General features: G+C 72.8%; 23 protein-coding genes. 7 read left to right on the top strand and 16 right to left on the bottom strand.

Features of this window, described 5'->3' with window-relative positions; translation table 11 throughout:
- Positions 1-42 precede the first annotated feature (42 nt).
- The 6 genes from CcI49_RS19280 to CcI49_RS19255 are packed head-to-tail and all read right to left on the bottom strand — an operon-like array spanning position 43 to position 6,550.
- Positions 43-825 (bottom strand): SDR family NAD(P)-dependent oxidoreductase, encoded by a 783-nt coding sequence (locus tag CcI49_RS19280; protein ID WP_198955573.1) that lies wholly within the window; start codon positions 823-825, stop codon positions 43-45.
- Complete coding sequence (locus CcI49_RS19275) at positions 822-1,895, bottom strand: NADPH:quinone oxidoreductase family protein (RefSeq protein WP_083749603.1); 1,074 nt, start codon at positions 1,893-1,895, stop codon at positions 822-824. The genes CcI49_RS19280 and CcI49_RS19275 overlap by 4 nt, the downstream gene beginning before the upstream one ends.
- A gap of 2 nt (positions 1,896-1,897) precedes the next feature.
- Complete coding sequence (locus CcI49_RS19270; protein ID WP_054569880.1) at positions 1,898-2,647, bottom strand: SDR family oxidoreductase; 750 nt, start codon at positions 2,645-2,647, stop codon at positions 1,898-1,900.
- Complete coding sequence (locus CcI49_RS19265) at positions 2,644-4,200, bottom strand: acyl-CoA synthetase (protein ID WP_076828293.1); 1,557 nt, start codon at positions 4,198-4,200, stop codon at positions 2,644-2,646. Before CcI49_RS19265 ends, CcI49_RS19270 begins: the two co-directional genes overlap by 4 nt.
- A 1-nt stretch (position 4,201) precedes the next feature.
- Positions 4,202-5,488 carry an acyl-CoA dehydrogenase family protein gene (locus CcI49_RS19260; protein ID WP_054569882.1) on the bottom strand — a complete coding sequence of 429 codons (1,287 nt, stop codon included), beginning with the start codon at positions 5,486-5,488 and terminating at the stop codon, positions 4,202-4,204.
- A 54-nt stretch (positions 5,489-5,542) separates the two neighbouring features.
- Entirely contained in the window at positions 5,543-6,550 is a 1,008-nt protein-coding gene (locus CcI49_RS19255; RefSeq protein ID WP_083749602.1) for a phosphotransferase family protein, read from the bottom strand.
- 216 nt (positions 6,551-6,766) lie between these two features.
- On the opposite strand from CcI49_RS19255, the gene CcI49_RS19250 reads away from it, so the two are divergent.
- Positions 6,767-7,447, top strand: coding sequence for a GntR family transcriptional regulator (locus CcI49_RS19250; RefSeq protein ID WP_241840156.1), 681 nt, complete (start codon positions 6,767-6,769; stop codon positions 7,445-7,447).
- Between the two features lie 12 nt (positions 7,448-7,459).
- Here the strand turns inward: CcI49_RS19250 and CcI49_RS19245 are convergent, their stop codons facing one another.
- From CcI49_RS19245 to CcI49_RS19205, 9 genes are all read right to left on the bottom strand, one after another.
- A complete protein-coding gene (locus CcI49_RS19245; RefSeq protein WP_054569885.1) occupies positions 7,460-8,092 on the bottom strand; it encodes a TetR family transcriptional regulator in 633 nt (210 codons plus the stop codon).
- A gap of 110 nt (positions 8,093-8,202) precedes the next feature.
- Complete coding sequence (locus CcI49_RS19240) at positions 8,203-9,015, bottom strand: DUF427 domain-containing protein (RefSeq protein WP_076828287.1); 813 nt, start codon at positions 9,013-9,015, stop codon at positions 8,203-8,205.
- 279 nt (positions 9,016-9,294) lie between these two features.
- Entirely contained in the window at positions 9,295-10,206 is a 912-nt protein-coding gene (locus CcI49_RS19235) for an acyl-CoA thioesterase domain-containing protein (protein WP_076828285.1), read from the bottom strand.
- A gap of 170 nt (positions 10,207-10,376) precedes the next feature.
- Positions 10,377-11,522, bottom strand: a complete 1,146-nt coding sequence (locus tag CcI49_RS19230) for a thiolase family protein (protein WP_076828568.1) — start codon at positions 11,520-11,522, stop codon at positions 10,377-10,379.
- Positions 11,523-11,532: 10 nt separating this feature from the next.
- Positions 11,533-11,991 carry an OB-fold domain-containing protein gene (locus CcI49_RS19225; RefSeq protein ID WP_076828283.1) on the bottom strand — a complete coding sequence of 153 codons (459 nt, stop codon included), beginning with the start codon at positions 11,989-11,991 and terminating at the stop codon, positions 11,533-11,535.
- A gap of 67 nt (positions 11,992-12,058) precedes the next feature.
- A complete protein-coding gene (locus CcI49_RS19220) occupies positions 12,059-13,240 on the bottom strand; it encodes an NADH:flavin oxidoreductase (protein ID WP_076828280.1) in 1,182 nt (393 codons plus the stop codon).
- Positions 13,241-13,284: 44 nt separating this feature from the next.
- Positions 13,285-14,436 carry an acetyl-CoA C-acetyltransferase gene (locus tag CcI49_RS19215; RefSeq protein WP_076828566.1) on the bottom strand — a complete coding sequence of 384 codons (1,152 nt, stop codon included), beginning with the start codon at positions 14,434-14,436 and terminating at the stop codon, positions 13,285-13,287.
- Between the two features lie 60 nt (positions 14,437-14,496).
- The gene (locus CcI49_RS19210) at positions 14,497-15,297 is read right to left on the bottom strand and encodes an SDR family oxidoreductase (protein WP_076828561.1); all 801 of its coding nucleotides are present in this window, start codon (positions 15,295-15,297) and stop codon (positions 14,497-14,499) included.
- 41 nt (positions 15,298-15,338) lie between these two features.
- On the bottom strand, positions 15,339-16,568 hold the full coding sequence (locus tag CcI49_RS19205) for an acyl-CoA dehydrogenase family protein (protein WP_076828563.1): 1,230 nt from the start codon (positions 16,566-16,568) through the stop codon (positions 15,339-15,341).
- 145 nt (positions 16,569-16,713) lie between these two features.
- Between CcI49_RS19205 and CcI49_RS19200 the strand changes: the two genes are divergently transcribed.
- Genes CcI49_RS19200 through CcI49_RS19175 form a run of 6 tightly spaced genes read left to right on the top strand, consistent with a single transcriptional unit; the run spans position 16,714 to position 22,794 of the window.
- Positions 16,714-17,655 carry an enoyl-CoA hydratase gene (locus CcI49_RS19200; RefSeq protein WP_198955572.1) on the top strand — a complete coding sequence of 314 codons (942 nt, stop codon included), beginning with the start codon at positions 16,714-16,716 and terminating at the stop codon, positions 17,653-17,655.
- Positions 17,652-18,827, top strand: a complete 1,176-nt coding sequence (locus CcI49_RS19195) for an acyl-CoA dehydrogenase family protein (protein ID WP_076828278.1) — start codon at positions 17,652-17,654, stop codon at positions 18,825-18,827. Before CcI49_RS19200 ends, CcI49_RS19195 begins: the two co-directional genes overlap by 4 nt.
- On the top strand, positions 18,824-19,882 hold the full coding sequence (locus CcI49_RS19190) for an acyl-CoA dehydrogenase family protein (protein ID WP_076828276.1): 1,059 nt from the start codon (positions 18,824-18,826) through the stop codon (positions 19,880-19,882). Before CcI49_RS19195 ends, CcI49_RS19190 begins: the two co-directional genes overlap by 4 nt.
- 2 nt (positions 19,883-19,884) lie before the next feature.
- Positions 19,885-21,030 (top strand): acyl-CoA dehydrogenase family protein, encoded by a 1,146-nt coding sequence (locus tag CcI49_RS19185; RefSeq protein ID WP_076828274.1) that lies wholly within the window; start codon positions 19,885-19,887, stop codon positions 21,028-21,030.
- 55 nt (positions 21,031-21,085) lie between these two features.
- The gene (locus tag CcI49_RS19180; protein WP_116437448.1) at positions 21,086-21,964 is read left to right on the top strand and encodes a CoA-transferase; all 879 of its coding nucleotides are present in this window, start codon (positions 21,086-21,088) and stop codon (positions 21,962-21,964) included.
- Positions 21,961-22,794, top strand: coding sequence for a CoA-transferase (locus CcI49_RS19175; RefSeq protein ID WP_241840139.1), 834 nt, complete (start codon positions 21,961-21,963; stop codon positions 22,792-22,794). The genes CcI49_RS19180 and CcI49_RS19175 overlap by 4 nt, the downstream gene beginning before the upstream one ends.
- Positions 22,795-22,834: 40 nt before the next feature.
- On the opposite strand, the gene CcI49_RS19170 is transcribed toward CcI49_RS19175, so the two are convergent.
- The gene (locus CcI49_RS19170) at positions 22,835-23,605 is read right to left on the bottom strand and encodes an SDR family oxidoreductase (protein WP_116437447.1); all 771 of its coding nucleotides are present in this window, start codon (positions 23,603-23,605) and stop codon (positions 22,835-22,837) included.
- Positions 23,606-23,617 lie beyond the last annotated feature (12 nt).

The raw sequence follows: 23,617 nt of genomic DNA, 5'->3' as shown, positions 1-23,617 counted from the left end.
CCGGCGCACCGCTCAACGGCGCACCGCTCAACGGCGCACCGCTCAACGGCCCTGCGCGGACATGCCTCCGTCGACGGTGATCACCGCGCCGTTCACGAATGACGCCTCCAGCGCGGTCAACGCCACGATCATGTGCGCGACCTCCTCGGGTCGGCCGTAACGGCCGGCCGGGATGGCGCGGCGCGCGAACGTCTCCCGGTGCGCCGCCGGGATCGCCTCGGTCATCCCGGTCAGCGTCGCGCCGGGGCATACGCAGTTCGCGGTGATCCCGCGCCGCCCCAGGTCGACCGCGAGTGACCGGGTGAAGCCGAGCAGCCCGTGTTTGGACACCGTGTACGGCCCGGTGAGCCGGCCGGCGCCGAGCGCCTCGGTGGAGGCGACGTTGACGATCCGCCCGGCGCCGCACGCGATCAGGTCCGCCAGGCAGGCCCGTACCACCAGCATCGCGCCGGTCAGGTTGACCGCGAGGGTCCGCTCCCAGGCCTCCGGGAAATGCTCGTCCCCCAGGTTGCCGCCGGCGGGCATCCCGGCCGCGTTCACCACGATGCCGATCGGCCCGAGCTCGTCGCGCACCCGGGCGACGGCCTCGCCGACTGCGGCACTGTCGCTGACATCCACCGGGCCCAGACCGATGCCGCCGCCGGAGGGGCCGACGGCGCCCGCGCGGTCGAGAACAGCCACCCGCACCCCCTGCGCGGCGAGCAGGGCGGCGGTGGCCCGGCCGATGCCGCTCGCCCCGCCGGTCACCACCGCGACCCGCGGTGAGCCGGGCTCCGGCAGCCCCTGGGCACCGGCTGCCGTCGCGGCCGGGTCCGGCCCGCTCACCGTCCCGCTTCCCGGTCGGCGGCGGGCGGCGGCATCTCGATGACGACCTTGCCGAGCGCCCGGCGCTGCCGCACGACCCGCAGCGCCTCGGCGGCCTGCTCGAGCGGGAACCGGTGCCCGATCGACGGCCGGACCAGGCCCTGGCGATACCAGTCGAACAGCGCCCGCATGTCCTGCTCGTTCGCCGCCGGGTCGCGCAGGGCGGACATCCCGTAGGCGACACCGATGATCGAGACGCACTTGAGGATCGTCTGGTTGACGCTCACGGTCGGGATACCGCCCGCGAACCCGATCGTCAGATAGCGCCCGTACCAGGCGAGGGACCGCAGCGGTTCGCGGATGTCGGTGCCGCCCACGGTGTCGAACACGACGTCGACCCCCTCGCCACCGGTGTACCCGCGCACCAGCGCCGAGAGCGCCTTCGGATCCTGCGGGTCGAGCTCCCGGTGGTCGATGACGACGTCGGCGCCGAGCTGGCGGACCAGCGCGGTCTTCTCGGCGCCGCCGGCGACCGCCACGACCCGGGCGCCGGCCGCCCTGGCCACCTGGACGGCGGCCGAACCGCAGCCGCCGCTCGCTCCGGTGATCAGCACCGACTCACCGGCCCGCAGGCTGCCGCGGCGGATCAGCCCGTGGTAGGCGGTGCCGTAGGTGATGGTGAACGCCGCGGCCTCGTCGTAGGGCATCTCGGCGGGGATGCGGTGCACCTGCTGCCACGGCGGCACGGCGTCGGCCTCGGTCGCGAAGGCCCCGGCGCCCACGACCGACAGGACCCGGTCGCCGACGGCGATCCCGCCGGCCTCGGCCCCGACCTCGCTTCCGACCTCGACGACGTCGCCGGCGACCTCCGTCCCGGGTACGAACGGCGGCTCCGTCCGGGCCTGGTACTCGCCGCGGATCATCAGCACGTCGGGATAGTTGACCGACGCGGCCCGGACCCTGATCCGGACGGCCTTCGGCCCCAGCGGCGCGCGGGGCCGGTCCCGCAGCTCCAGGGCGTCCTCGCCCACCAGGTCGGTGCAGACGACGGCGCGCACCTGCTCCTCCGCAGACGTCACGGTCGATGTCATGTTCAGCCTCCGTCCAGCGCGAGCAGCGCGCCGGTCATGTAGGACGACGCGTCCGACGCGAGGAACAGCGCCGTTCCGAGGATCTCCTCGGGGCCGGCGATCCGGCCGAGCGCGATCCGGCCGGCGACCTGTTCGGCGAGCTCGGGCGTCGGGATCGAGCGGTCGAAGCTGTCGGTGTGGAAGGAGCCGCAGACGATCGCGTTCACCCGGACGCCTCGGCTGCCGAGCTCGCTGGCCGCGGCGGCGGTCAGCGCGTTCAGCCCGGCCTTCGCCGCCGCGTACACGACGGTGTGCGGGGCGGGGTGGGTCGCCGCCTTCGAGCTGATGTTGATCACCGATCCGCCCGGGGGCAGATACTCGGCCGCGAGCCCGGTCAGCCGCAGCGGGCCCTTGAGGTTGACCGCGACCGTCTTCTCGAACAGCGCCTCGGTGACACCGGCCAGCGACGGCGGCACCGGCGCGATCCCGGCGTTGTTCACCAGCACGTCGAGCCGGCCCAGCTCGCCCACGGTCCGGGCTACCAGCCGCTCGCAGTCATGCCAGTCGCCGACGTGCGCGCCGACCGCGAGCGCCCGGCGGCCCTGCGCCCGGATCTCGGCGGCCACCGGCTCGCAGGCCGCCGCCGTGCGGCTGGACACGACCACGTCGGCGCCGGCCGCGGCGAACCCGAGCGCGATGGCCCGGCCCAGCCCCCGGCTCGCGCCGGTCACCAGCGCCACCTTGCCGTCGAGGCGGAACGAGGGCCCGGTCATGACGACACGTCCGCGTCCTGGAGGTACTCGTCGCGCAGCGCGCCCTTGGCCAGCTTGCCGGTGGGCATGCGGGGCAGCTCCTCCCGGAAGGAGAAGACCCGGGGGGCCTTGTAGTGGGCGAGGCTCTCGCGGGCGTGGGCGCGCAGGCGCTCCGCGAGCTCCGATGACGGCGCCACCCCGGCCGCCGGCTGGACGACGGCGTGCACGTACTGGCCCATCTCCGGGTCGGGCAGGCCGAACACCGCGACGTCGGCGACCTCCGGGTGCATCACCAGGCAGGACTCGATCTCGGCCGGGTAGATGTTCACCCCACCCGATATGATCATGAAACTCTTCCGGTCGGTGAGATACAGGTAGCCCTCGTCATCGACGTAGCCGACATCGCCGACCGCGGTCCAGTTCGGGTGGTCCGGGTGCCGGCTGGCCCGGGTCTTCTCCGGATCGCCGTGGTAGGCGAACGGTGCCTCGGCCTGCTCGAAGTAGATCAGCCCGGGCTGGCCGGCGGGCAGTTCGGCGCCGTCGTCGCCGCAGACGTGCGGGATGCCGACCAGCGGCCGCCCGACGGAGCCGGGATGGCGCAGCCAGTCGGCGGCGCCGATGTAGCTGAGCCCGGAGCCCTCGGTGCTCGCGTAGTACTCGTCCACGATCGGGCCCAGCCAGTCGATCATCGCCCGTTTGACCGCGGGCGGGCAGGGCGCCGCCGCGTGGACCACGCGGCGCAGACTCGACAGGTCGTACCGCAGCCGCCGCTCGTCGGGCAGCTTCAGCACGCGCACGAGCATCGTCGGGACGATCTGGGTGTGGGTGACCCGCTCGCGTTCGATCACGGCGAGCATGCCCTCGGCGTCGAACTTCTCCAGCACGACCACGGTGCCCCCGAGTTCGTGGACGCCGGCCGACCACTGCAGCCCCGCCGCGTGGTAGAGCGGTGCCGGGCACAGGTAGACGCTGGTCTCGTCCATCCCGAACAGGGCGCGCTCGAGGGTGGAGGTGCCGACGTTCTCCGGGTCGTCGACGCTGCGCCCGGACAGCGGGCGGCGGATGCCCTTCGGGCGGCCGGTCGTTCCGGACGAGTAGAGCATCACCTCTCCCCGCGGCTGGTCGTCCAGCGGCGTGGGCGGCTCGGTGGCCAGCGCCTCCTCGTAGGGCTCGAATCCGTCCAGCGTGCCGTCCAGGACGAGCCGGCAGGCGCAGTCGGGCACCAGTGCCACCGCCTCGGCCGCGGTCGCGCCGAGTGCGGCCGAGGCGACGATCGCCTTCGACCCGCCGTCGCTGAGGATGTAGGCCGCCTCCGCCGGGGCGAGGTGCCGGTTGATCGCGGTGATGTAGAGCCCCGACCGCCTCGCCGCCCAGTACACCTCGAAGAAGGCGGGGTGGTTCTCGGCCAGGATCGAGACCGTGTCCCCCACCTGCAGGCCGCGGGCCCGCAGCAGCCGTGCCAGCTGGGTGGATCTCGCATCGAGCTGTGCGTAGGTGAGACGCTCACCGCCGGCGGCCATGATGACGGCCGGCCGGTCCGGGTCGGTCTGCGCGTGTAAGCCGGGATAGACCATGTCAGCCCTCCAGAAGATCCGCGTAGCGGGTGCGGGCGGCAGCGCGGCGGGCCGGGACATGCTCGCTGGGCCAGCTGTCCGGGCTGGGGCGATGCTCCTTGAGGACCTCCCGCGCCAGGGTGGCCTGATGGACCTCGGTGGGCCCGTCGGCGATCCCGAGCGCGATCGAGCCGAGCAACATCCGGGCCAGCGGCATCTCGTTGGAGATCCCGAGGGCTCCGTGCGCGTGCATGGTGCGCACCACCGCGTCGTGGTACACCTTCGGCGTCGCGACCTTGACCGCGGCGATCTCCCGGCGGGCGGCCTTCGCCCCGTAGGTGTCCACGCACCAGGCCGCGTGCAGCACCTGAAGGCGGAACTGGGTCAGCTCGATCCAGGCGTCCGCGATCTTCTGCTGGGTGAGCTGCTTTCGCGCCAGCAGCTCACCCTGCGTGGTTCGGCTCAACGCCCGCTCGCACAGCATGTCCAGGCAACGGGCGACCGCGCCGACCGTGCGCATGGCGTGATGCAGCCGGCCGCCGCCGAGCCGGGTCTGGGCGATGACGAACGCCTGCCCCTCGGCGCCGAGCAGGTTCTCCGCCGGGACCGTGACCCCGTCATAGCGCACGTAGGGATGGTTGCCGGTTCCCGCGGCGTCGTAGCCCAGCCCGGTGCGCCGGATCACCTCCAGCCCGGGTGTTCCCGCCGGCACGAGGAACATCGACGTGCCCTGGTAGATGGAGACGTCCGGGTTGGTGACCGCCATGACGATCGTGAACGCGGCCTTCTCGAAGCTGGAGGAGAACCACTTCTCCCCGTCGATCACCCAGTGGTCGCCGTCGCGCACCGCGCGGGTGGTGAACAGCGCCGGGTCGGCGCCGCCCTGCGGCTCGGTCATCGCGTAACAGGACGAGATCCGCCCGTCGAGCAACGGCGCGAGATAGCGCTCCTGCTGCCCGGGCGTTCCGTAGTGAGCGAGGATCTCGGCGTTGCCGGAGTCCGGCGCCTGGCAGCCGAAGACCGTCGGCGCGAACGCGGAGCGCCCCAGGATCTCGTTCATCAGCGCGAGCTGGACCTGCCCGTAGCCCTGGCCGCCGAACTCCGGGGTCAGGTGACACGACCACAGCCCGCGCTCGCGCACCCGGTCCTGCAGCGGGCGCAGGTGACGCTCATGCACCGGGTGGGACTTGTCGTACACGATCTCCTCGTCGCCGAACGCCAGGTCCAGCGGCTCGATCTCGGTGGCGACGAACTCCCGGATCCAGGCGAGCTCCGCGGCGAGCGCCGGCTCCACATCGAAACTGACCATCTGTTGTCCCCTTCTGCCCAGCAGGACTGGTGACGCGATACGTGTGGCCCGGGCCTACTCGTGCAGGTGGACGAGCTGGCGGGCGCGGTCGAGGTTCCACCGGGCCCGCGCCCCGACGTCCTCCATGGCGGGGCGGGTCGGATCCCGCAGCGAGCGCTGGTAGATGCCTTCCAGCAGCACGGTGAGCCGGAAGTTGTAGAGGACCTGGTAGTAGGTCAGGTCGGCCAGGCCGAGCCCGCCCACCGCGCCGGGCCCCGAGGCGGCTCCCCCGGCAGCCGAGTACCACTCGATCAGCTGGTCGGGAGTTCCCCACCCGTCGCCCAGGGAGGTGCTCCAGATCTCGCAGAACCCGGCCAGGTCGAGCAGCGGGTCGCCGATCGTCGCGGTCTCCCAGTCGAGGATCGCGACGACCCGCCCCGGCGGTTCCGGCGCGATCAGCACGTTGAGCATGTGGTAGTCGCCGTGGATGAGCGTGGGCGTGAACGACTCCGGCAGATGGCCGCGCAGCCAGGCGGTCACCCCGTCGACGCCCGGGAGCTCCCGGCCCTCGTAGGAGCGCAGCTGGCGCGTCCAGCGCTCGGTCTGCCGCTCGTGGAACCCCTCGGGACGCCCCAGGTCCGCAAGCCCTCGGCCGCGCCAGTCGACGGCGTGCAGCCGGGCCAGCGACTCGGCCATGGACCGGCTGATCTCGACGCGGCCCGGGCCGGTCGCCAGCGGCTGTGGCGGCGGTGTCAGAGCCACCCCGTCGACCCGTTCCATCAGGTAGAAGGTGCGGCCGAGCACGGCCGGGTCCTCGCACAGCGCGACGACCGCCGGGTGAGGCACGCCGGTGCCCGCCAGCGCGGCGAGGATGCGGAACTCGCGCACCATCCCGGCGTCGGCGTTCGGCATGGCGACGGCCGCCGGCCGGCGCAGCACCCACCGCTGGTTCCCGCGGTCCACGGTGAACATGGCGTTGGACCTGCCGCCGGCCAACGGCGCCGCCGAGACCGGCAGTCGTGCTTCGAGTCCCTGTGCGTCGAGCCAGCGTGCCAGCCGGTCGACATCGAGCAGTCCGCTCACGGCGCTCCTTCGCGGCGTTACGCGAATCTTTGTCTAGACAAACTGTGCTGAGGGGACGATAGCCTTGGATCCGCGGACGCGCCAGCCTCGAACCAGTCCGCCCGCACCGGCCCCGCCAGCACGGGCGTCCAGAACGGACAGCCGAGACGGCATCCGGGAAGCTTGCCGACAGGACCGGGGCGACCACAGGGACCAGGGAGGGACCTAGCGTTGGCAGTGCCGCGACATCGGGTACTCACCGAGGAGCTGCTCGCCGGCATCGCCGACGGCCGCTACCCGGTCGGCAGCCGGTTGCCCACCGAGGAACAACTGTGTGCGGCACACGGCCTGGCCAGGGAGACGGTGCGGCGGGCGCTACGGCGACTCGAGGAACTGGGGCTCGTCAACCGCCGGCCCGGCGCCGGAACCACGGTCGTCGCGACCAGGCCGGTCGCCGACTACCAGCCGTTCGCCCAGTCGGCGGACGACATCCTCGCCCTCGCGGTCGAGACCCGGATAGCCCGGCCCACCTCCGCGGACATCGTTCTCGACGCCGACACCGCCCGCCGGGTCGGCGCCGAGGCGGGAACGTCGTGGTTCGTCGTCCGCGGGGCGCGGACCCGGCGCGGCGACGACACCCCGGTCTGCTGGAGCGAGCAGTACCTGCGGGGCGACCTGCCGCATGACCTGATCCTGCGGGTCAGCTTCCAGGCCGCCGACCTCGCCGACAGACCCGTCGAACAGATCATCTCGGCCGACCTGCTCACCGACGAGATGGGCCGCGCCCTCGGAGCCGCCCCCGGATCGGCGGCCCTGGTCATCACCCGGCGGCACTACGGCTCCGACGGCCGCCTGGTGAGCACCGGCATCCACACCCACCCCGCCGACCGCTACCAGATCTCCACCCGGCTCGGCTGATCGGCCAGGGCGTCAGGCCTCGTCGTAGGGGCCCAGGATGAGGCGGACGACCTCCTCCAGCTGGCGGGAGAAGTCGGCGAAGGTGAGCCGGCCGCAGATCCACGCGGTGAGGCCGGAGCCGAGTGTGGCGTTGATGGCCGTCATCGCCGGGCGGACCACATCGGCGGGAACACCCTCCATGAGGGCCATGAGGGTCGCGTAGTTGTCCGAGCGCAGACCGGCGAGCTCCTCACTGGCGAACGGGTCTCCCGACACCTCGACGTAGGCGACGAGGCGGGCGAAGTTCGGGTGCCGCTGGAACGCCCGCGTCTCCCGGCTGAGGAAGGACAGCACCCGGGTGCAGGCACCGCCAGGGGCGGAGCGGTTGCGCGAGGCGTCCCGGCTGACCTCGGCGCGGACCCGGTCGGTGAGCCGCCGCTGCCAGTCCGCCCAGGCCGCCGCGAGCAGATGGTCCTTGGAGGAGAAGTAGCGGTACGCGGTGCCGAGCGCCACGCCGGACCGCTCCGCCACGTCGCGCATCTGCAGCTGCTCGGGACCCATCTGGTCGATCATCTCGATGACCGTGTCGGTCAGCCGGCGCCGTCGCTCGAGCTGGGCCGGCGTCATGGTGCTGACCGGCTGCGGCAGCGTCTCCTCTTTCGCCACGACTACACGCTACCTGAAAGCCGATTCCATCCAGGTTCGGTCGGTCGCCAACCGGCAGCCGACCGGACCAGCCCCCACCACGACAGAACCGGGTTCTAGCATCTGACAGGTCAGGTGTGGGTTCCGTCGACGTAGACGTCGACCTTCTCGTCGTAGAAGCAGACCAGGCCGGCGATGCGGATGCTCTCCGGCAGCGGGGTGCGGTAGATCCAGACGACGTCCTCGTGGACCTTGTCGTTGACCTGGACGGAGAAGTAGCCGGCGGCTCCCTTGTACGGGCAGTGGGTGGACGACTCCGACGACAGCAACAGCTCCGTCCGCACGTCGGTCAGCGGCAGGTAGTAACGCGGGCGGATACCCGACTCGAACAGGACGACCGGCCGGGCCGACTCGGCGACCGTCACGCCGTCGATCTCCACCCGCACCTGCCGGGAGCTGGAGAGGACATCGATGCGGTGATAGGGGTTACGCGCGTGCCCGTAGACGAGCTCGTCCTCCTCCAGCCATTCGTCCATCGCGTCCCAGTCGAGCCGGACGAGGCCACGCAGCTGCGGGATGGGCGAATCGGGGTAGGTGCCCGCGGCGTCCGGGGCCGTCCGGCCGCCGATGACCACGTCGTGGCGGACCGCGTCACCCCGGCTCGGCGAGCGCGCGATCTTCCCGTTCGGCTCCAGGGCCGCCCGGACGTCCTCGGCCGGCAGGTAGTACACGGGATAGTGCGGGCCCTCCCAGACCAGCACGGGCCGGATCGTGTCGACGACGACGTGACCACCGAGCAGCGCACGGACCCGCTTGTTCGCCTGCTCGGCATGGACCCGCCCACGGCTGATGGTGGTCGCCGGCTTCATCGACCCCGCTGCCGGCAGGGACTCCGCCGGTGCCGGCGTACCGGGGCCGGGGCTGAGGGGAGGAGGTGTGGCCATCACGTCTCGTTCCTTCCGCCGGGTCCACCCGCGGGTGCGTTGCTCCGTACCACCATTCGACCGTGCGCCTGGTGCCGGGGTCCAGTGGAACAGCGCACGCGCGGGTTGCCGCTGGTTCCGCGGAACCAGCGGCACTCCGGAACAGGCGGCGCCGCGGAACCAGCCGCACCACGGTTCCACGGAACAGCCGCACCACGGTTCCGCGGAACCGGCGGCGCCGCGGAACCGGCGCTATGCGGCACGGCGGACGGTGGAGGAGACGCGGCGGGTGCTGGCGCCTCAGATGCGACGCTTGCGGTCCAGCAGGTGCGCCGGATCCGCCCGGCCCGCGTTGGCGAGCGCCGTCGTCGTGCAGGTGCCGAGCAGGCCGGCGGCGTCGTGGATGGTCGTGAGGCCGAACGAGACACCGTCGACGGCGTACTGGTCCTGGGCGAGCACGCCGAAGAACTCGCCCACCGGCTCGCGGACCAGCGTCAGGGTGAAGTCCGTGTTGATGTACTGGAGGCCGCCGGTGCCGCGGTGGGTCAACGGGCTGGTCATGTCGGCGACCAGTATCGCCCGCGCCAGGGGTGTCAGCGGCGTGCCCTCGACCACCTCACGCACCTCACGCAGCCACGACCCACCCCGCTGGACGCCAGCCGTCGGAACCACCGCACCGCCGGACTCGTCACCGCGCACCATCGGCCGCACGTCCGCACGCGAGCCCTCCGGCTGCTGCGGGACGGGCGAGCCCAGCCGCGGGGCGGGCCAGACCTCGCGCTCGGCGTGCCAGATCTCGCCCGGCGCGTTGCTGGACGGGCGCAGGAACACCGCCGTCGCCCGGGTGACGACCACACCGTCATGGCTGACGTGGACGTCCGCCACCCGGATCCGCCCGCCGGCCCGGACCAGCGACGTGCTCACCTGCAGCGGCGCGTACGGGATCGAGCGGAACATGTCGACCGTGAGCCGGGCGAGCTGGTAGCCGGGCTCCGCCTGCTCCTGCACCAGGACGTGCCCGATCAGGCCGCCGAGGATGCGCCCGCTCACGGATCCGCTCGCCCAGATGCCGCTGGCGAAGCGGCCGGGCTGGTAGCGGCCGTCGTCGAGACGACGGAAGTAGGCCGACGACGGGCCGCCGTCGGAATCCGGATCGTCGAACGAGGCCTGGTCCGCGAGCACCGCAGGCTGGCCCCCACCCGGATCGGACATACCTACCTCCTCGCACGGCACATGGCACGCGGCACGACGGGAACAGCGCGCTGAAGAACCCTTTCCCGTACTACACGTCGGCCGCCACGACCGGCAAGCAGTCCCGCGGGCCCCCGGCTCCCGCGGGACGCCGGCTCCCGCCGGCCCCGCCCACGGTCAAAGGGAGAGGGTCAAAGGGAGAGGATGGTGACGGCCGCGGTGCCGGGGGCTCCGTAGACCTGCGCGTAGCCGACCCGCGGGCTGCCGGGAACCTGCCGCTCGCCGGCCTGCCCACGAAGCTGGCGGACCAGCTCGTGCACCTGCCGCAGCCCGGAGGCGCCGATCGGCTCGCCGTTGGCGATCAGGCCACCGTCGGTGTTGACCGGCAGCCGGCCGCCGATCTCGGTGGCGCCCTCGGCGAGCAGCTTCTCCTGCTCACCGTCGGCGCAGAAACCGTTCTCGGCGAGATGTATGACCTCTGCACCGGCGTCGGTGTCCTGCAGCTGGACGACATCCACGTCCTCGGGGCCGATCCCGGCGGCCTCGTAGGCCGCCCGCGAGGCGTACACCGTCGGCGCGGCGTCCTCCTCGACGGCCGCCCAGGTGGTGTTCACCTCGTAAGCGCCGTAACGGCGGGTACGGATCACCGAGGCCCGTACGAAGACCGGCGCATCGGTGTAGCGGTGGGCGATGTCGGCCCGGCACAGGACCACGGCCGCCGCACCCTCGTCCGGAGCGCAGAACATGAACTGCGTCAGCGGGTAGTTGAGCACCGGCGAGGCCAGGATCTCATCCTCGGAGATCGGCTTGCGCCGGAACGCGTTGGGATTGAGCACGCCGTTGCGGAAGTTCTTCGCCGCCACCCGGGCCAGTGTGCGGGAGGTGATTCCGTGGTCGTGCATATAACGATTGATCTTCATTCCGAAGAACTTCGTCGTGACGTACTGACCGTTCTCGGCGTACCACGACGGCATGTTCACCAGCATCGGGTCCTCGACGAAGGCTCCGCGCGGATGCTTGTCCAGCCCGACGGCGACGGCGATCTCGCACTGGCCGGTCCGGATGGCATTGGCCGCCTGCTGGATCGCGCTGGCCGCCGTCGCGCAGGCGTTGAAGACGTTGATGAACGGGATACCGGTCAGGCCGAGCAGCCCGGTCAGGGGATCGGTCTGCGCCACCTCCCAGCTGCCCCCGAAGGCGAACTGGACGTCCTGCCAGCCCACTCCCGCGTCGGCGAGCGCGAGGTCGATCGCCTCGGCGCCCATGGCGAACGCAGACTTGGCGCCGAACCGGCCGAAGGGATGAAGACCGGCTCCGATGATCGCGACATCGTTCATCGTGGACTCCTCAGCGGCCATCGGTGTCGGTGCTGCCGGTGCTGCCGGTGCTTTCGGAAACCGGCGCGAAGGCGAAGGTCATGACCTCGTCACCGGCGTCGTCGACATAGAAGGGAACGATCGACAGCTCCATCTCCATGCCGAAATCCAACTTCGCCGGGTCGTTCTCCGTCAGCCTCGACTCGACCCGGATGACATCGTCAAGCTGCACGAGGCCGACCCCGAACGGAGTGAATCCATCCGCCTTGTCGGATCCCGCGTAGGGCAGCTTGGGAACGAAACCCTGCGTCGTCCAGGCCACCAGCCGGCCGCGCCGCGGCAGGAGCAGCTCGGCCATGCTGGACCGCCCGCAGCGGGGGCAGCGGGACTGCGCGGGAAACGTCGTCGCCGCGCAGTCGCCGCACCGGCTGCCGATCAGCTGCGGCGTGTCGTGCGGCCAGGTGAAGACTTCGGCCAGTGGCCTTTGCATGAGCGCCTCGCCCTCTGCTCGATCGACGCCGCCCACCATAACACCAAATGTCTAGAGGTTTCACCAGTCACGGCGACCCGTGCGGCCGCTCGACGCGGTAGACGCAGCGCGTCCCCGAGTAGATGGTCGGCATGCACTCGTTGCAGTGCACGCAGGCGGACCGGGTGGATTCCTCGGCCTGGATCCGCAGGAGCAGGTCCGGCTCGCGCAGCAGAGCACGGCCCATGGCGACGAAGTCGAAGCCCTCCGCCATCGCCTCGCGCATCATGGCCAGGTTCGTGATGCCGCCGAGCAGCACCAGCGGCATCGACAGCTCGCGGCGGAACTGCCGGGCCCGCTCGAGCAGGAATCCGTCGCGGTAGGGGTACTCCCGCAGGAAGTAACGGCCGACCAGCCGGAACCCCCAGCGCGCCGGCGGCGGGAGTCCCTTCGCGAAGGACTTCCGCGGTGCGTCGCCGTGGAAGAGCAGCATCGGGTTGAGCAGCGAGCTGCCGGCGGTCAGCTCCAGTGCGTCCAGCGCACCGTCGGCCTCCAGCCAGACCGCCACCTGCAACGACTCGGGAACCGTGAGGCCGCCCGAAACCCCGTCCTCCATGTTCAGTTTCGCGATCACCGCCAGCCGGCCGCCCACCGCCTCCCGCACCGCCCGGGCGACCTCCCGCGCCAGTCGGGCCCGGTTCTCCAGCGGCCCGCCGTAACGGTCCCCGCGCCGGTTCAGCCTGGGGCTCAGGAACGAGCTGACCAGGTAGTTGTGCCCGAAGTGGAGCTCGACCGCGTCGAACCCGGCCTGCTCCGCCAGCTTCGCCGCATCCGCGTGGGCGGCGACGACCCGCGCGATCCCGTCGATGTCGGGAACCTGCACCGGCCGCATCGCGAGCGGGCTGAACATCCGGCTGGGCGCGAGGGCGGGGGCCCGGTTGGAGGCCGCGTTGGCCACCGGGCCGGCATGCCCGATCTGCGCGCTGGCCGCCGCGCCGTGCGCGTGGACCGCGTCGGTCAGCCGGCGCAGCCCCGGGACGGCCTGCGGGCGCATCCAGATCTGGTGACGGTCGGTGCGCCCGCCCGGGGCGACCGCGCAGTAGGCCACGGTGGTCATCCCGACCCCGCCGGCGGCGACCTCCCGGTGGAACTCGATCAGCTCGTCGGTCACCAGGGCGTCCGGAGTGCGGCCCTCGAACGTCGCCGATTTGATCACTCTGTTGCGCAGGGTGATCGGGCCGAGCGCGGCCGGCGCGAAGACCTCGTTCATCTGCTTCCCCTGTTTCCGCCCGGAGGCACGGTCAGCGGCGACGGTCAGAGGCGTTCGATGATGGTGACGTTTGCCTGGCCGCCGCCCTCGCACATCACCTGCAGGCCGTAGCGGCCGCCGGTGCGTTCGAGCTCGTGCAGCAGGGTCGCCATCAGCCTGGTGCCGGTGGCACCGATCGGATGCCCCAGCGCGATGGCGCCGCCGTTGACGTTGGTGCGGTAGTGGTCGGCGCCGGTCTCCCGCAACCAGGCCAGCACGACGGAGGCGAACGCCTCGTTGACCTCGAACAGGTCGATGTCGTCGATCGACATCCCGGCGCGTTCCAGCGCCCGCCGGGTCGCCGGGATCGGCGCGGTGAGCATCCACACCGGGTCGTCGGCGTACGCGCTGAGGTGGTGGACGCGGGCCCGCGGGGTCAGCCCATGGGTGCGCACCGCGGCCTCGGAGGCGACCAGCAGTGCCGAGGCCGCGTCGCTGATCTGGGAGGCGACGGCGGCGGTGAGCCGGCCGCCGTCGGTCAGGGTGCGCAGGCCGGCCATCTTCGCCATCGAGGTCTCCCGGCGCGGCCCCTCGTCCACCGCGAAGTCGCCGACCGGCTCGATCTCCCGCGCGAATCGGCCCTCGTCAATCGCCGCGAGCGCACGCTGATGGCTGGCGAACGCGAACTGCTCCATCTGCTCGCGGGAGACGCCCCACTTCTCGGCGATCATCTCCGCGGCGCGGAACTGGGAGACCTCCTGGTCGCCGTAGCGTTCCCGCCAGCCGGGTGACTGCGCGAACGGCGTGCTGAAACCGAACTGCGCACCGACGGTCATCGCCGCGGAGATCGGGATCGCGGACATGTTCTGCACCCCGCCGGCGACGACGAGATCGGCCGTCCCGGACAGGACGCCCTGCGCGGCGAAGTGCACCGCCTGCTGGCTGGAGCCGCACTGCCGGTCGACCGTCACCCCCGGGACGTGCTCGGGCAGGCCGGCGACCAGCCAGGACGTCCGGGCGACGTCGCCGGCCTGGGAGCCGAGGGTGTCGGTGCAGCCGAAGATCACGTCGTCGACGGCGCCCGGGTCGATCCCGGTGCGCCGCATCAGCGCGCGCAGCACGTGCCCGCCGAGGTCGGCGGAGTGCACCCGAGCCAGCGAGCCACCGCGGCGGCCGACCGGTGTCCGCACCGCGTCGATGATGTAGGCCTGACCCACCTGAGTCTCCCGTCGCTCACGGATGCCGGCTGCGGAAGCGATGCCGGCCACGGATGCCGGCTACGGATGCTGGCTGCTGACCGAGACGACCTCGCCGGTCAGGTAGGACGAGTAGTCGCTGGCGAGGAAGACCATGACGTTCGCGACCTCCCACGGCGCCGCGGCGCGGCCGAACGCCTCCCGGCCCCGGAGCTCGGCGAGCAGGTCGGCGCTGGTCACCTTCGCCAGGAACGGGTGCATCGCCAGGCTCGGGGCGACCGCGTTCACCCGGATGCCGTGCGCGGCGACGTCGATGGCCGCGCACCTCGTCAGCGCCATCACGCCGGCCTTCGCCGCCGCGTAGTGGGCCTGGCCCTCCTGGGCGCGCCAGCCGACGACCGAGGCGTTGTTGACGATGACACCGCGGGTACCGCGCTCGATCATCCGCCGGGCGGCGGCGCGCACGCAGCGGAACGTGCCGTTGAGGGTGACGTCCAGGACCTTCGACCACTGCTCGTCGGTCATGTCCACGATGGCGGCGGTGCCACCGAGACCGGCATTGTTGATCATGACGGAGACCCCGCCGAACCGTTCCGCCGCGTCGATCAGGGCGGCGACGTCGGCCTCGCGGGTGACGTCGCAGACCAGCGATGCGACGCGCTCGGTGCCGAACTCGGCGCCGAGGGCCTCGGTCGCCTCGGCGAGCCGCCGGGAATGGGTGTCGCTGAGCACCACGGCGCGGGCGCCCTCCTCCAGGCAGCGGCGGACCACGGCGGCGCCGATGCCGGCGCCCGCCGCGGCCGTCACGACCACCGTCCGCTCCGCGAGCAGCCCATGCCCGGGCACGTACGGCGGCGTCGGCGGCACGTACGGCGGCGGCACCTCCGCCGGCCCGCCACCGCTGCTGGTTCCGGACGCGCTGGTCAACCGCGTGGCTCCTTCGGGAGACCGAGCACCCGCTCGGCGATGATGTTGCGCTGGATCTCGTCGGAGCCGCCGTAGATCGTGTCGGCCCGGCTGAACAGGTACAGCGCCTGCAGCCGGTCGAGGCCGTAGGGCGGCTCCGCGACGGTCAGGCCGGCGGCGCCGCGCACCGCCATCGCCAGTTCGCCGAGGTCACGGTGCCAGCGCCCCCACAGCAGCTTCGAGACCGACGCCGATGCCGCCGACACCGACGACGACGACGACGCCGACGACATCGATGCCGCCGGCACCGCGGAACCGGCGTCGTGGGCGCTCAGCGTCCGCAGCGCGTGGGTGCGCAGCACCTCCAGACCGAGCCGGGCCCGCGCGAGGCGATCGGCGAGCACCGGGTCGTCGACCGCGCCGGTGCGCCGCGCCTCGGCGACCACCGCGTCCAGCTCCCGGGCGAAACCGACCTGCTGGCCGACGGTGGACACCCCACGCTCGAACCCGAGCGTCGCCATCGCCACCCGCCACCCGTCACCCGGGGCACCGACGACCAGGTCGGCGGCGGTCCGCGCACCGTCGAAGAAGACCTCGTTGAACTCCGACGTCCCGGTCAGCTGCACGATCGGACGGACCTGCACCCCGGGCTGGTCCATCGGCACCAGCAGGTACGACAGGCCGGCGTGGCGCCGCGAGCCCGGATCGGTGCGGACGACGGCGAAACACCAGTCGGCCTGCTGCGCCAGCGACGTCCACACCTTCTGCCCGTCGATCACCCACTGGTCGCCGTCGCGCCGCGCCCGGGTGCGGACGGAGGCCAGGTCGGAGCCGGCGTCCGGCTCCGAGTAGCCCTGGCACCACAGCTCGGTCGCCGCGGCGATGCCGGGCAGGAAACGGGCGCGCTGCTCGTCGGTGCCGTGCGCGATCAGCGTCGGGCCGAGCAGCTCCTCGCCGAGGTGGTTCACCCGGGCCGGCGCGTCGGCCCGGGCGTACTCCTCGTGGAAGATCACCTGCTGGACCAGGCTGAGCCCACGCCCCCCGAACTCGACCGGCCAGCCCAGGCACGTCCAGCCGGCGGCGGCCAGGTGCCGGTTCCAGGCCACCCGGGCCTCGAACGCCTCGTGCTCGCGGCCGGAGCCGCCCAGCCCGCGCAGGCCGGCGAACTCTCCGACGAGGTTCTCGGCGAGCCACTGCCGCACCTGCTGACGGAACTCCTCGTCGGCAACGGAACTGGTCAGATCCATGGCGACCTCCCGGCCCACCGTCCGGTGCCGGCAGCGGGCGGCCACACACTATCCCACCAAGCACTTGTTTGGTACGGTCACGGCCGGCCCGCACAGTCTGGAGACCCGCACCGCCCGGAGTCCCGCACAGCCTGGAGGCGTGACCTTGACGACGCACGAGCCCGTCGCCGACACCGGCGCGGTCGTCACCTACGAGGTGCGCGGCCCGGTCGCGGTCGTGACCGTCAACCGCCCGCAGTACACAAACGCGCAGAACTCGAAGGTCACCTACGCGCTGGACGCCGCCTTCGTCCGCGCCACCGATGACGACGGCGTGAAGGTCATCGTGCTCGCCGGCAACGGCAGACACTTCAGCGGCGGGCATGACATCGGCACCCCCGGCCGTGACATCGACGAGACCTTCGACCGCCGGGCCGTGATCTGGTGGGACCACGTCGGCYGGCCCGGCCTCGACGGGCGCTTCGCCCGCGAGTCGGAGGTCTACCTCGGCATGTGCCGGCGCTGGCGCGAGATCCCCAAGCCGATGATCGCCATGGTGCAGGGCGCCTGCATCGCCGGCGGCCTGATGCTGGCCTGGAGCTGCGACTTCATCATCGCCTCCGACGACGCCTTCTTCTCCGACCCGGTGGTGCGGATGGGCATCCCGGGGGTGGAGTACTTCGCCCACCCCTGGGTGATGAACCCGCGGGCGGCCAAGGAGTTCCTCTACACCGGCGACCGTTTCCCGGCGTGGCGGGCGCACCAGCTCGGGATGGTCAACCACGTCGTGCCCCGCGCCGAGCTCGCCGACTTCGTGTTCGCGATGGCCGGGCGGATCGCCGCGATGCCGAGGCTGGGCCTCGCGCTCACGAAGAAGGCCGTCAACCAGATCGAGGACATCCAGGGCCTGCGCACCGGGATGGACGCCGCGTTCGGCCTGCACCACGCCGCGCACGCGCACAACGCCGAGGTCGGCACCGACTCCCTCGGCGGCCTGGACGCGAAGGCCATGGCCCGCACCAACAGGCAGGTGGCTGGTGAGGCCATGCCGGACGATGCCGCCGCGGACAAGGCTGCCGCGGGCGGGGCAACGGCAGGCGACGCATGAGCCTGGAGCTCACCCCGCGGGAGCTGGCGTTCCGCGCCGAGGCGCGGACCTGGCTGGCCCGGAACAGCCCCGGCCGGCTGCCGTCGATGGACACCCCGGCCGGTGCCGCCGAGCACCGGGCCTGGGAGCGGGCACTGGCCGCCGCGCGCTGGTCGGTCGTCGCCTGGCCAGCGGAGTTCGGCGGGCGCGACGCGACGCTCACCGAATGGGTGATCTTCGAGGAGGAGTACTACCTCAGCGGCGCACCGACCCGGATCGCCCAGAACGGCATCTCGCTGCTCGCCCCGATCCTGTTCGAGCACGGCACCGCGCGGCAGCGCCAGCGCTACCTGCGCCCGATGGCGGACGGCACCGAGGTCTGGGCACAGGCCTGGTCGGAGCCGGAGGCCGGCAGCGACCTCGCGGCCCTGCGTGCCCGGGCGCGCCGCGACGACGAGCGCGGCGGCTGGCTGCTGACCGGGCAGAAGACGTGGAGCTCCCGGGCCCCGTTCGCCGACCGCGGGTTCGGCCTGTTCCGCACCGACCCGGGCGCCGAGCGCCACCGCGGCCTGACCTACTTCCTGTTCCCGCTCGACGCCCCCGGGGTCACCGTCCGTCCCATCGCGCAGCTCGACGGCGACGCCGGCTTCGCGGAGATCTTCTTCGACGACGTGCTCGTGCCCGACGCCGACGTCCTCGGTGCGGTCGGCGACGGCTGGCGGGTGGCGATGAGCACCGCCGGCAACGAGCGCGGGCTGTCCCTGCGCGCCCCGGGCCGGTTCCTCGCCGCCGCCGGGCGCCTGCTCGAGCTGTGGCAGGAGCGCGGCGCCGACGCCGGGCACCTGCGGGACCGGGTGGCCGACGCCTGGATCGGCGCGCAGGCCTACCGCTGGTACACCTGGGGAACCGTCGACCGGCTCCGCGCCGGCGCGGGCATCGGCCCCGCCGGCAGCGTCAACAAGCTGTTCTGGTCGGAGCTGGACGTCGACCTGCACGAGACCGCCCTGGAGCTGCTCGGCCCCGACCAGGAGCTGCGCGGCCCGGGAGCACCGGCCGGCGGAACCTGGCTCGACGACTACCTGTTCGCCCTCGGCGGCCCGATCTACGCCGGGACGAACGAGATCCAGCGCGACATCGTCGCCGAGCGGGTGCTGGGCCTGCCCCGCGGGGACAGCCGGCGGGCCGGCGCATGAGGTTCTCGCTCTCCCCGGAACAGGGCGCGTTCGCCGCTGCGCTCGACGACCTGCTCACCGCCTCGGACGTACCAGCCGCCCACCGGGCGTGGGCCGACGGTGAAACCGGCCCGGGAATCGCGCTGTGGGAGCGGCTGGCCAAGCTCGGTGTCACGGCCCTCGCCATCGGGCCGGAGCACGGCGGCCTCGGTGGCAGCCCTCTCGACCTGGCCGTCGCGTTCGAACGGCTCGGCTACCACGCCGTTCCCGGGCCCTGGGTCGAGACGGTGGCCCTCGCCCCGGTCCTGCTGCGCACCACTGCGGATGAACACCTGCTGCCCGAGATCGCCGACGGCGCGGCGCGGGTCACCTTCGCCCTGCCGCCGACCGTCCCCTACGCCCTGGACTGCGACGTCACCACCCACGCCTACCTCGTCGACAGCGTTGACGTCGTCAACCGCGTCGCCGACCGTGTGCTGCTGCGCGGGCGGCCGGGCGAGGCACTGCGGTCGGTGGACCCGGCCCGGCGGCTGCACGTCCTGACCGGCGGCGCGCCGGTCGCCGGCCTACGCGAGGGCACGGTGCGCGCCGGGCTCGATCGGGCCGCCCTCGCCGCCACGGCGATCCTGGTGGGCGCCGGGGAGCGCCTGCTCGCCGAGTCCGTCCAGTACGTCGGCGCCCGCCGCCAGTTCGGGCGGGCCATCGGCGAGTACCAGGCGGTCAAGCACGCGCTCGCGGATGTCCGCGTCGCCCTCGACTTCGCCCGCCCGCTGCTGCACGGCGCCGCCCTCGAGCTCGCGGCGGACACCACCGGCGAGGCTGGAGCCGGGGCCGCGACCGCGGCGGACTCCGCGACCGCGGCGCGGGAGGTGTCCGCGGCGAAGGTGCTCGCCTCGACGGCGGCGCTGCGGGCCGCCCGCACCGCGCTGCAGGTCCACGGCGCCATCGGCTACACCCTGGAATGTGACCTGAGCATCTGGATTCTCGGAGTCCGCGCGCTCGTCGGCGCCTGGGGCACACCCGCGGACCACCGGGCCCGCGTCCTGCGCTCCCTGATGTCCCAGCCGGGGGCCTGACCATGCGCCTCGCTCCCAGCGACGAACAGCAGGAGCTCGCCCGCGCGGTCCGCCAGCTGGTCGACCGCCGGGCCGCCGCCCTGGGCACCCGCGCCGCGGCCACGAGCGACCTCGGCTACGACGACATCCTGTGGAAGACCCTGTGCACCCAGATCGGCGGTGCCGCGCTGGCCATCCCGCAGGAGTACGGCGGTGCCGGCGCGACGCTGCTGGAAAGCCACGTGATCCTCGAGCAGCTCGGCGCGACGCTGACTCCGACGCCCTACCTGGGCTCCGCGATCCTCGCCGCGCAGGCGGTGCTCGGCGCCGCCGGGGCCGAGCATCGCGAACGACTGCTGCCCGCGCTGGCCGACGGCACGGTCGGGGCACTCGCCTGGGCCGACGGCACCGGCCGCTGGCGGACGGACGGCGCGGGCGTCCGGGCGACACCGGCCGGCCGCGACACCGGTACCAGTACCGGTACCTGCGACGGCGGGTGGCGGCTGTCGGGCCGCTCAACCCTGGTCCTGGACGGCTCATACGCCGCGATCCTGCTCGCGGTCGCCGAGACCCCCGACGGCCTGGGCCTGTTCGAGGTGGACCCGGCCAGCCCCGGAGTCACCCGCATCCGCGTCCGGGCGCTCGACCTGACCCTGGATCTCGCGACCGTCGCCTTCGACCAGGTCCCCGCCGTCGCGCTGACGTCCGAGGACGCCCGAGTCGGGCCGGCGCTGCGCCACCTGCACGCCGTCGCGGCGACCGCGGTCACGGCGCTGCAGGTCGGCGGGGCCCAGCGCGCACTCGACCGAACCGTCCGCCATCTGCGTGACCGGGTCCAGTTCGGCCGCCCGCTGGGCTCCTTCCAGGCGCTCAAACACCGGGCCGCCGACATGTTCGTCGCGGTCGAGACATCCCGGTCGATGTCCTGGGCCGCCGCCTGGGCCGCCGCCCACGACCCCGCGGACCTGCCACTGCGGGCCGCGCTGGCGAAGGCGTGGTGCTCCGAGGCGTTCGCGGCGGTCGCCGGCGAGTCCATCCAGCTGCACGGCGGCATCGCCATCACCTGGGAGGACGACACCCAGCTCTACTTCAAGCGGGCGCACGCCACCGGCCAGCTTTTCGGCCAGGCCCACGAGCACCGGAAGCTGCTCCTTGACGACCCCCACTGACAACGACCCCCGCTGACAACACCGACAGCTCGATGCATCCGACGGAGGAGGTCAGGTGCGGGACAAGACCATGTCCCTGGCAGACGTCTCACAGCAGATCGAGTCGGGGATGACCATCGGCATCGGCGGCTGGGGCTCACGGCGCAAGCCGATGGCCCTGGTGCGCGACCTTCTGCGCACCGACATCAAGGACCTGACCGTGGTCTCCTTCGGCGGCCCGGACGTCGGCCTGCTGTGTGCCGCGGGCCGGGTGCGACGGGTTGTCTACGGCTTCGTCTCCCTCGACAGCATCCCGCTCGACCCGCACTTCCGCGCCGCCCGCGAGAACGGCTCCGTCGCGACGTCCGAATACGACGAGGGGATGTTCGTCGCCGCGCTGCGCGCCGGTGCCAGCCGGCTCTCCTTCCTGCCGACCCGGGCCGGGCTGGAAAGCGACGTCATGGCCATGAACCCACAGCTGCGCACGGTCGCGTCGCCCTACGACGACGACGTGTACGTCGCCGTGCCCGGCATCCGCCTCGACGTCTCGCTCATCCACCTCAACCGGGGCGACATCCACGGCAACGGGCAGTACCTCGGCCCGGACCCGTACTTCGACGACCTGTTCGCGATGGCCGCCGACCGCTGCTACCTCAGCGTCGAGCGGATCGTGGCCACCGCCGAGCTGACCGCGGCCGCCCCCGTGCAGTCATTGCTGGTCAGCCGGCTGTTCGTGACCGGCGTCGTCGAAGCCCTCGGCGGCGCCCACTTCACCAGCTGCGAACCCGACTACGCCCGGGACGAGCCCTTCCAGGCCGCCTACGCACGGGCGGCCCGCGACGAGCAGTCCTGGCGGGAGTTCACCGAACGGTTCCTCGCCGTGGACGACGCCGGCTACCAGGGGGCCGTCGAGGAGCTGCGCGCGAGCGCCGCTGCCGCCGGAGGGAAGCCATGACGACGACCGGCCGGACGGACTCCGGCCGGACGGACGCCGGCCGGACGGACGCCGGCCGGACGGACGCCGGCCGGACGGGCGCCACCCGGGCCGAGATCTGCGCGGTGGCCTGCGCCGACGCCTGGCGCGGCGCCGGCGAGGTGCTGGCCCACGCGGTCGGCACGATCCCCGCCGTCGGCGTCCGGCTCGCCCGGCTCACCCACTCCCCCGACCTGGTTCTCTCCGACGGCGAGGCCTTCCTGATGAGCGATCCGCCACCGCTCGGCCGGACCGCCGCCGCGGGCGGGACCATCGAGGGCTGGGTGCCCTTCCGGCGGATCTTCGACATCCTGAGCTCCGGGCGCCGCCACAGCATGATGGGGGCCAGCCAGGTCGACCGGTACGGCAACCAGAACATCTCCGCGATCGGCGACTGGCGGCGACCGGAACGGGCGCTGATCGGGGTCCGCGGCGCGCCCGGCAACACCGTGAACCACCGCACCGACTACTGGGTCGCCAGGCACACCGCCCGCGTCTTCGTCCCGGCCGTGGACGTCGTCTCCGGCGTCGGCAACGACCGCGCGCGGGCACACACCAGCACTTCGCTGCGGTTCCACAACCTCGGTGTGGTGATCTCGAACCTCGGCGTGTTCGACTACGACGAGCGGGGCCGGATGAGGGTCCGCTCCCTGCACCCCGGGGTCAGCGCGGACGAGGTCGCGGCCAACACCGCCTTCGAGCTCGACGCCTCCGCGGCGGGCACCACCCGGCTGCCCGACGACCACGAGCTGGAGCTCATCCGCACCGTCATCGACCCGACCGCGGCCCGCGACCGCGAGGTCCCCGGCTGAGGACCGCTCTCGGGCGGGGTGCGTCAGCCGTTCGGGGTTCTCAGCCGTTCGGGGTGTGCTGCAGGAACGCCGGCCATTCGCCGCCGCCGTCGACGTTGAGGACGGCGCCGGTGACATGGCTCGCCAGCGGCGAGGCGAGCAGCAGGCAGGCGGCGCCGACCTCGGCGGGGGTGGCGAAGACCCCGCGCGGAATCGTGGCCGCGACCTTGGCGACCTGCTCGGCGTCACCGTAGTGGTCCATCGAGCCCGGCGTCGCGACGATGCCGCAGCGCACCGCGTTCACCCGGATCCGCGGCGCCCACTCGACCGCCAGGCTGCCGGTCAGGCTCTCCACTGCCGCCTTCGCCGCGCCGTAGACGGCGGTGCCCGGGCTCGGCCGGCGCGCCGAGATCGAGGTGATGTTGAGCAGCACGCCCTCCCCCGCGTAGGCCAGCAGCGGATGCACCGCGTGCGCGACATGCACCGCCGCCATGAAGTTCAACTGCGCGATCTTGCCGTACAGCTGCGCCGACGATGTCGCCAGCGGCGCGTACGGGGAGCCCCCCGCGTTGTTGACCGCGATGTCGAGGCGCCCGCGGCGCTCGGCGATGTCGGCCACCCAGGCCTGGACCGCCGCGGCGTCCCGGACGTCGACCGGGCTGAAATGCGGCCGGCGCCCGGCGACCTCACGCAGCGAGCCGGGGGTCCGGCGACCGCAGATCTCCAGTTCGGCGCCGGCCCGCAGGAACGTCTCGACGATCCCGTCGCCGACCCCGCGACTGCCGCCGGTGACCAGGACGACCTTCCCGGACATGTCGATGGTGAAGGACACCGTGCTGTTCTC

The organism is Frankia sp. CcI49, from assembly GCF_001983215.1.
In the GTDB taxonomy this organism is placed as follows: domain Bacteria; phylum Actinomycetota; class Actinomycetes; order Frankiales; family Frankiaceae; genus Parafrankia; species Parafrankia irregularis.
This window is presented reverse-complemented; position numbering and strand designations above follow the sequence as displayed.